This is a genomic window from Nostoc sp. UIC 10630 (genome assembly GCF_010747425.1).
GTDB lineage: Bacteria > Cyanobacteriota > Cyanobacteriia > Cyanobacteriales > Nostocaceae > Nostoc.
In genome coordinates this window covers 1-10,028 of record NZ_JAAGOG010000245.1, presented here as the reverse complement: position 1 = coordinate 10,028, position 10,028 = coordinate 1, and the positions used below count along the sequence as shown (strand labels likewise).

Genomic DNA, 10,028 nt, shown 5'->3' with positions numbered 1-10,028 from the left:
GTCAATGCCCCAAGCTACAAGAGTAATGTTTTAGAGTCGCCTGAGCTTTCAGGGGAAGCGGCTGATTCAATCAGACCTGCTTCAATAGTTCAAGGTCAGGCTTCGTCTCAAGAATTAGATGCGATTTTTGGAGGAGATTGAGCGAAGAATATTTGAACAATAGCCGCCGCAGTTTCAGAGGGGTGAACTCTGAGGCGGCTTTTGTCGTGCTTATGTAGTTTATTAGTAGTCTTTTTTGAGGGCTATTTTTTTCTTTTTCGGTTTTGGCTGTCAAAAACTTTCCGCCAAATATGGCGTACTGTGCGTAAGTTTTGGTCAGGAATTTTTGGTGGAGAAATCAGGGAGGTAAATGATGTTTTTGGGGTCTAAATCCTTAGATTTACCTTATGTTTACCTTGTAAATACCTTGGAGATGCCATTGCAGAACCTTATTTTTGGCAAAAAAGAAGGATTTTGTAAAAAACGGTGATTTTCAGTGTTGAAGGTGCAAATAAATCCTTGTATTTGCCATTGAGATGCCATTGGTTTACCTTACAAATGCCATTTTCAAAAAAATCCTTGTAAATACCTTATAAATGCCTTTTAGTTAAATAATGTTTAGTATGCGAAGTTTTTCGGAAGCCCTGATAAAATCAGGAGCGGGAAAAATGAAATTGATGATGAGCCAGGGGTAAGGTATGGAAGCCAAAAGCGAGGTCACAATAAAATTTAGTGGCGAACTACCAACAGCCACACCAGCCGCGAACAAGAAAGTTGCAATCGAGTTGACTGATCAGAACGGCATAGTCTTTACCGCTCAAGTTAACGCCAAAAGCTGGCGCAAGGCTGAAACTAATGCCTCGGAGTTTGGGGATTGGGCAGGCGCTATATCTGACAAGCTTGGTCAACGAACTTCTAATGGGTTTGAGGTGGTTGACGCAGGAATCCAAATTTTCCAGAAGAAGGCGAAGGAGCCTAAACCAGAAGAAGGTGCTGCTATAGCTGAAGCTGGTGTAAGTTAATCGGCGTGTCTCAAGCTTTCTACCGGGAGCAATGAGGACTGAGCAGAGGTAGAAGCACTGTTAATTGCAGATTCAACGAAATCCTAATTATGTGTAATCAATAATTGTAGTTGTCAATACACAAAAAAAGTCTTTCCGTTGAATGATGCGTGACTTACAACTTGAAACGACAGCTATAAGTTTTTACTTCGATTACGGAATTGGGAATGGAAATAATGTAGTAATCAGTAAATAAAGCTCCGCTAAATGAGGGAGTGGGATTGCGCGGAACGCACTGCTATTTTGGCAATTGCCACCTCGCTTGCTTTTACAACTGATTCGCTGCCTAAATTTTGTGCGATTGTTAGCAAGTAATTAAGGCAACATTAGTTAATACATTTAGGGTGTGGTTTATGGAAATATGGGTAAATTTGAAATTTGGCGATGGTGATTTTGAGCAAGGATTTAGTAAAATCCAACTTCAGATAGATGCTTTTTCTACTCAGAGTCATCCTACCCAATTAGAAACCCAATTACCCCCAGCCCAAGAAATTCCCAAGAGCTATGAAAATTGGAAAAAAATCTACGACTTGTTAGCCCAACCTAACAGCAGAGGTTTTAAAAAGAACCAAGTGACAAATGTATCCGCAGATATCTGTTTTGAATATAGTAAGTCTTTACGGCAAAATTTGAATCAATGGTTATTACCAATAAAGTCACAGTTAGAAGCCGTAATTAACTTAAATAATTATTTAGAAATACATTTAATTGTCAATACCCACAGAGTAACATCAGAATCTACAAAGAATATCTTACATCGCATACCTTGGCAGGAGTGTAATTTATTTCGAGAAGATTCTTCATCAGAAGTTGCGCTTTCTTTTAAAGATTTACTACAAAAAGCATCTGTATCTGCGACCAAACCCAATGCTGAAACTTTCAGAAGAATTAAAATTATTAGTATCTTTGGAGATAGTAATAATATTGATACCAACACCGATAAAGAATTAATTCTAAAATTAGAAAAGCAAGGTGCAGAAATTCTTGTACTCAAAGAACCCAAGCGTGAGACACTTCATAAACTCTGGGATGAACCTTGTGATATTTTATTTTTTGCTGGTCACAGTGAATCTCAAGAAAATGGCAAAAAAGGTATTATTGCTATCAATCCCAATGATAATTTAGATTTAGAAGAAATTCCTCAAACTTTAAAATCAGCAATTAGCAAAGGTTTAAAATTAGCAATTTTTAATTCCTGTGATGGTTTGGGTTTAGCACAAAGATTGGCAGATTTAAATTTACCCTATGTCATAGTTTGGCGGGAACCAGTACCGGATAAAATCGCGCACAAATTTCTCAATTTTTTTCTTTCTTCTTACGTCGGTGGAGATTCTTTATTTACTGCTGTATCGAAAGCCAGGGGTAAATTACAGGAACTTACAGGCAAATCTGAGTCAGAAAAGCCGCTTCCAGGGGTGAGTTGGTTACCGATTATTTGCAAAAATACATTAGAACTTCCGCCTAGTTGGGAAGATTTGGGTGGATTATCTGGTAAATTACCTGATTGTCCTTATCAAGGTTTGTCTGCGTTTGGGGAAGAAGAAGCAAATTTTTTCTTTGGGCGAGAAAAAACTGTTGATGAGTTGGTAGTAGCGGTAGAGAGTAAATCTTTGGTGACTGTGGTTGGTGCTTCTGGGAGTGGGAAGTCCTCTGTGGTATTTGCGGGGTTGGTTCCTCGTTTACGAAAAGCTGGGAATATGCAGATTATTTCTTTGCGTCCGGGGAATAATCCTTTTGGTAATTTAGCGATCGCATTACATAATCATTGTCATTCACCGCTGCAACTACAACCAGAAAATATAACAGATATACAACGCAGATTAGACCAAATAGGTTTAGAGGTAGATTTGCGGCATGATGAGAAAAAATTGTGTGATGCGATTGAGAGTATTTTTCAGAACCTAACCCCCCTACCCCCCTTCCCTACGAGGGAAGGGGGGAGTAAAAGTTCCCCTCAACCGGAAGAAGGGGGAATGTCACACTTAGTACTCATCGCCGACCAATTTGAAGAACTCTACACCCTCACACCGCCAGAGGAACGCCAGCCTTTTTTAGATGCATTAATCTACGCTATCAACCACGCTCCTAGATTTACCTTGGTTTTGACACTGCGGGCAGATTTTTACGGCTATGCTTTATCTTACCGTCCTTTTAGCGATGCTTTGCAGCAGGGCATTTATAATCTTGGCCCCATGAACCGGGAGGAGTTGCGTTTTGCTGTGGAAAAACCAGCGCAAAAAATGAAGGTTGTACTTGAGGAGGGGTTGACAGATACTTTAATCAGAGATTTGGGTAATGAATCTGGACGTTTACCTTTACTTGAGTTTACCCTGACGCAACTTTGGCAGAAACCGAGAAAATGGTTTCTCACCCACGAAGCTTATCAACAAATTGGTGGATTGGAGAAGGCTTTGGCTAACTACGCCGATACGGTCTTAGATAAGTTGAGTGAGGCTGATAGAAAACGCGCGGAAAAAATATTTATTCAATTAGTGCGTCCTGGGGAAGGTACGGAGGATACCCGACGTGTGGCGACTCGCAAAGAAGTAGGAGATGCAAATTGGGATTTGGTGCAACAATTAGCAGATGCGCGTTTGCTGGTGACTGGTTGTGATGAGACTAGCGAAAATCAGGAAGAGACGGTAGAGATCATTCACGAAGCGTTAATTAGGGAATGGAAAACTTTCCGCCAGTGGATTCAAGATAATCGTGAATTTCGCACTTGGCAAGAGCGTCTGCGGGGAGCAATGCAACAATGGGAAATTAGTAACGATGAAGGTGCTTTGTTGCGTGGTGCGCCTTTAGCGGAGGCTGAGGGTTGGTTGCAACTACGATGGTTAGATGTCAGTCCAGATGAGCTAGTTTTTATTCAGTTGAGTTTGGAATTGCGGGATAAAACACAGCGAGAAGAGAAAGAACGCACACAGCGAGAGTTAGAGCAGGCAATAGAAGCACAAAAAGCTGCTCAAGTGCGGAATAGAGTTGCACTCATCTCTAGTATTGTGCTTTCGGGATTTGCTATGTTTGCCTTTCTTCAGTGGAGTAACGCACAACAACAGAGCATAGTTGCCTTAAATCAAGCCTCTGAATCATCCTTACTTTCCAATAAACAACTTGAGGCTTTGGTTGCTGGTGTACAGGCAGGCAAACAACTTAAAAATGCAATTGTGCAACCAGATGCGGCTTTAAAGCAAACTGTGACTGTAACGCTACAGCAGGCAGTTTACGGAGTTCAAGAGCGCAATCGCCTAATAGGGCATCAAAGTTATATTAATGTCGCCACTTTTAGCCCAGATGGTGAGATAATTGCCTCTGGTAGTAGTGACGATACCATAAAACTCTGGAGTCGAGAAGGTAAGCTACTTAAAACCGTCAACACAGATCTTAGTGGTATCATTAGTATAAGTTTTAGCCCGGATAGTAAGCTCTTTGTTTCTGGAAGTTTTAACAGTGTTATCAGACTATGGAGTCGCGATGGTCAGTTACTTAAAAATTTTCCTCAGAAGCACGCTTACCGTGTAAGTGCTATCAGCTTCAGTCCGGATGGTCAAATGATTGCTTCCGGGAGTCGCGACAAAACCGTCAAACTATGGAGTCGCGATGGTCAGCTAATAAAGACTCTTTCTGGACATAACAAATCTGTTATGGGTGTCAGTTTCAGCCCCAATGGTCAGATGATTGCTTCTATTGGTTCGGACGAAACTATCAAACTATGGAGTCGCGATGGTCAGCTGCTTCACACATTGTCCGGTTGTAAGCGTCAAGATAAATGTGAAAATGAAGATCTTGATGATGATGTTGGGAGCGTTAGCTTTAGCCCAGATAATCAAATGATCGTCTCTGGTGGGTATAAAGGCTTAATCAAGCTTTGGACTAAGGAAGGCCAGCTAATTAAAACCTTTCCAGGATGTAGCAACAATGGGCATTGTGATCGTGTTAGTAGAGTCAGTTTTAGCCCAGATGGCAAAACAATTGTTTCTGCTAGCTATGACCAGACAATTAAAGTCTGGAATAAGAAAGGTCGGTTATCTAAAACCCTGAAGGGACATCAAAGTGTTATCAGTAGCGTCAGTTTCAGTCCAGACAGTAAAACAATTGCTTCTGCGAGTTGGGACACAAGCATTAGACTCTGGAATGTCGATGGACAAAGGCTTAAAATATTATCTGAACATAAAAAAGATGATGTCAACAGTGTTAGTTTCAGTCCTGATGGCAAAATGTTAGCCTCCGGTAGTAATGACAAAACCATAAAACTTTGGAATCGCGATGGTCGGCTACTTGAAACTCTCTCTGAACATAAAGCAGAGGTCAACAGCGTTAGTTTTAGTCCTGATGGCAAAATGTTAGCCTCCGGTAGTAATGACAAAACCATAAAACTTTGGAATCGCGAAGGTAAGCTATTTAAGCTATTCAAAACCCTTTACGGGCATAGCGATAGTGTCAGAAGTGTCAGTTTCAGTCCTAATGGCAAAATGTTAGCCTCTGGTAGTAGTGACAAAACCATAAAACTTTGGAATCAGGAAGGTCAGCTACTTAAAACTCTGCAAGGGCATAAAAATGACATCAGAAGTATCAGTTTCAGTCCTGATGGCAAAATACTAGCCTCTGCTAGTGGTGACAGAACCATAAAATTTTGGAATCAGGAAGGTCAGCCATTTAAAACCCTGCAAGGGCATAAGAGTTATCTCAGAAGCGTTAGTTTCAACCCAGATGGCAAGACACTGGCCTCTAGTAGTGAAGATACCACTGTCAAACTTTGGCGGGAGGGTCAGGAACCCAAAACGTTAACAGGGAATGGCATGTTTGTCAATACCGTTAGTTTCAGCCCGGACGGCAAAATACTTGCTTCTGGGAGCGATAGCAATACTATTACACTTTGGAGTCGGGAAGGTAAGGAACTCAAAACCCTAAGTGGACATCGCCATGATGTTCAGAGTCTCAGTTTCAGCCCGGACGGCAAAATGATTGCTTCTGCTAGTGAAGACAACACTATAATTCTCTGGAATTTGGATTTAGATGATTTATTAGTGCAGGGTTGTGATTGGTTGCGCGATTATCTGAAGAATAACCCGAATGTGAACGAGAGCGATCGCACTCTGTGTAACGGTATCGGCACTCAGTAGCTCTTATTTTCGTTGAGAATTTATATTAACTATTTCAAGTAAGTGTATAGGCTGATTGAACCTGAACTTATTTAAAAGTAGAAGCAGAGAAAACAATTATCTTAAGTTTCTCTTTCTGCTCAACAGAAAAATACAGTGAAAAGGATTTTTTATGATGCTGAAGAAACCCCTTTTGTGTGGTCTTTTGGCTGTAACAACTGCGATGACAACTATTGTGTTTACTGCCCCATCTACATATGCAAATCCGGCTGTGAGGGGTACAAGTTCAGTTGTGAGAAATATTAGAAAACCACCGAGAATAAAACTTCCAAAAAGACCGCCAATAGGACCGATTAAAAAGTACAACAATTACTGCAACCAAAATCCGAATACTTTGCAATGTCCTTTCCACAAAAACAAATAGAAGATAAATAAACTTACTAAATGTGAGTAAAAATATTTAGCAGGTTTACCTAAATACATGGAGTAAAAGCATAATTCCTACTGAGTTATTATCTCTTGATCGTAGCTTTTTAGATAATTGCTCATTTTACTCCAATACAAATAAGTTCTCCAACTTGGAGAAACGAAAAATGGACACAATCGATGACTTATTTAGAGTTGTGAAAGGTATTGCTAGTAATATTGATCCATCTGGATTAGTCAAAACAGCCGATGGTATTGCCACTGTCGCAAGTGGTGTAGCAAAGCTAGTAGATGGTGAGTCAGATGCTTTAGATGATATTGCAAAAGGGGGTAGCAAAGTTATCTCTGGAACGGGTATATTTTTAGGATTCATTAAATCAGATAGCGGTAGTGATTTCACGGAGTAAATCGGCATCGAAATAATTAAGATAGCTTCTACTAGACACAATTCTAGTAGAGTTATTTTCTTTGAGATGAAACTTTGCCCTCCCATTTTCTAAAAGTGTATAGGTTCCCAAAATCAAACCTATATATAATGTAGCCCCCAGAAGATTAATCAAAAATGGCATCTGGTGCTAAAGCTTCGCTGTTAATGTCATGTTTTCAAGAGACTTGAGGTAACTAAAATTACTATGGTGTCACCGTCAAAATATTGGCAAATGCAGGTACTTCCTATAGGGGAAGAGGTTCAGCTAAAAAAATACAGAGAAATTGGTAGGGCTAAAGAGTTTTTTAAAATACAATTTCCTTACGTAAACAGCAAACCCACACTATCGACAGAAGAAAATAAGCAAGTTCAATCAATTTTGTGGCGAATGTTTCATTTTGGTGATGACATTTATCAACGTGCGATCGCCGGACTTTGTTTACGGTGTTATCTTTCACATAGGATTGTCATCACCTGCAAAACTATCCCTCACATCTACAACGTCAGTGCAGAAAATCTGTTTAGATACACCGATTTACTACCCTTCGTTTTAAACGACGATGGTACAGCACTGGTGGTTTTAGATAGTGAAGCTAAAACTCAACAAATCTTCAACCTTCATGATGGCACAACTCGTGCGATCGCTAAAGGTGGAGAAATTTTTAGTGTTGAAATTTTGCGGAAATTTAATCCCAATTTAGGTTCTAATGAAAGCTTAGATAATTGGGCTACCAGACTCATCCGCCAAAACGAAGATATTAAGTCATTTTTGTGGGAGTTTGGATTAGCAACTCCCAGTGATTGGGGACTTTTATGTAAATCTATTCCTCGTTCTTTGTCAAATATTTTTATAGCGGCAGACCATGAACTTATCAAAGTTTTTCAAAAAGTTTATCAGCGAGATAGAATAAAAACAAGCCAAAAAGGACGTTGTTCAGAACCCACACAAAGCCAACTGCAAGAAATGTTGGAATTGTTGCAGCAGGAAAATATTACTCTTGCTTCCAATGAATTAATTTATCATCTAAAGCGCATTGCAGAAATTTTACGTCAAGACTGGCTTTATAGAAAAACTGGCAATATAAAAACTGTCCCAACAGAATTATATGATAATTTCAGTAATAATTATTTACCCAACCCAGAATTACCTAATTATACAGACCGCGATCCTGAAGACATAGAATTTGAAAAATTACAAGAAATTTGTAAGGGAATGTTTGAAAAAGTGTTATATCAAACAGTAGCAGAGGTGATTAAACAGCGCATTGAAGATTTGGGAAAAAGTAGAGGGTACAAAAACTTTGCTCACCAATTCCCAGAAGGTTTACGACTTTATTATCAGGAGAATATGTCATTGAGTGAAATTGGTAAACTTTGGAAAATCGAATGGAGTAAAGCCAGACGTATTTTTCAACTAGAAAATTTTTTGGTAACTGTGCAGTATCGAAATGAAGAGATTTTTTTAGACTATTTATTAAAATCGCTAAATCAATCTCGATTAACAAAAATTACTCATCAACCTGACTATCTAAAAAATATTGCTGCGGAAATTAGAGAATTTGGCTGGAATAAAACATTTAAAGAAGCAAAAGCAGAATTATTGGCTAGTAAAAAGCAGATGAAAAACAGCTTATTTGCTCAAACAATTCGTATCTATCTTAGTGATTCATCCCATGCAGCATAAACAAAGTACCCGCTATCAAATTTACCATTACTATTTTCATGAAAGAAAAAACAGGTAGGAATATGAATAAATCATCTATTTATTTGATTGATTCAGAAAATATAACAAAAAAAATGTCACCAACAATTGTTTGGTTAGAACCAGAGCATTTTGATGAAGCGCGAGTAATCAGCGATAATAACTTCCGTAAAATCGCCGAAATCAGTCAATGGAAAATATATTTAAACGCACTAGCATTAGTTGGACTTAAAAAGTGTCTGAAAGAACGAAATCCAAATATAAAAATTACTCTAGATGGCAATGATAATGCAATTGAGGATGTTTGCTATCTGAGTGTAGGTGAATTTCGCCTGTGTTTGATTACTGTAGATAACATGATAGATGATTTTGTTACTGTACCCGCAAATTACATCAATTCAGCTAAAATGACTGCTCATTTTTATGTTTTACTGGAAGTATTAGAAGAGGAAGAACAAGTAAATATTCATGGCTTTTTACGTTACGACGAACTATTTAAGTATTCTCAAATACAAACATTAAAATCTCAGCCTGAAGATAGTTATATATTAGCATTGTCTTTATTTGACACAGAGTTAAATAATCTGTTGCTGTACACTCGTTTTCTGGATCTATCTGCGATTAAATTACCCCCAGCAGTCACAAGTAACAACACAGTTCGAGAAACTCTAAGTCAAGCAAAAAATCAAGTAGGTAAAGTATTAGTCAATTTGAGGAAATGGTGGGATGGAGTATTTGAAGAAGGTTGGCAATCTACAGAATTTGTTGGGACTAAAATTTCAAATAACTTAACTTGGGGCTATGTTAGAAGTCGCAAAGAGTCAAATAATTTTACTATTTCCCAGACTAAATTATTTGATTTTGGATTACTGCTACAAAATAAAATCTTAGCTTTAATTGTCAATCTCAAACAAGAAGAAAATGGAGAACAAGGTGTGCTTGTACAAGTTCTTCCTCATCAGGAAGAATATTTACCTTCTGGCTTGAACTTGAAAATTACTCTTAATCCCAATACCCTTGTTTCCATAAGTCAGGAAGTCAGTGCAAGGCAAACTGATAATGCTATTCAGTTAGAATTTAGTGAAGCACTGGATAAAGAATTCAAGGTTGAAGTCAGTTATAAAGGTGCTGTAGTTACTGAGGAATTTATATTGTAAGAAGGTAAATTTAATAGTAGCTATTATTAACAATACGGCACAGGGCAAACGCACATAATTTCTAAAATACTTGCTGGATAACTATTTATCTTAAAAAAAGAGTTTAAACAATGAAATGCCCAAACCCTTGCTATTAAATAATTCTTGTATTTTAGATGCGTTTGCCCTGCAATG

5 protein-coding genes are annotated in these 10,028 nt (G+C 38.5%); all 5 read left to right on the top strand.

The features are described from left to right. The first annotated feature begins 677 nt into the window (after window positions 1-677). The gene (locus G1O98_RS33315) at window positions 678-1,001 is read left to right on the top strand and encodes a hypothetical protein (RefSeq protein WP_163937600.1); all 324 of its coding nucleotides are present in this window, start codon (window positions 678-680) and stop codon (window positions 999-1,001) included. Between the two features lie 392 nt (window positions 1,002-1,393). Beyond that, on the top strand, window positions 1,394-6,163 hold the full coding sequence (locus tag G1O98_RS33310) for a CHAT domain-containing protein (protein ID WP_163937597.1): 4,770 nt from the start codon (window positions 1,394-1,396) through the stop codon (window positions 6,161-6,163). A 572-nt stretch (window positions 6,164-6,735) separates the two neighbouring features. Next, entirely contained in the window at window positions 6,736-6,975 is a 240-nt protein-coding gene (locus G1O98_RS33305; RefSeq protein WP_163937593.1) for a hypothetical protein, read from the top strand. A gap of 225 nt (window positions 6,976-7,200) precedes the next feature. After that, a complete protein-coding gene (locus tag G1O98_RS33300) occupies window positions 7,201-8,679 on the top strand; it encodes a hypothetical protein (protein ID WP_163937589.1) in 1,479 nt (492 codons plus the stop codon). A 38-nt stretch (window positions 8,680-8,717) separates the two neighbouring features. Next, window positions 8,718-9,854, top strand: a complete 1,137-nt coding sequence (locus G1O98_RS33295) for a DUF1822 family protein (protein ID WP_163937586.1) — start codon at window positions 8,718-8,720, stop codon at window positions 9,852-9,854. Window positions 9,855-10,028: the final 174 nt, after the last annotated feature.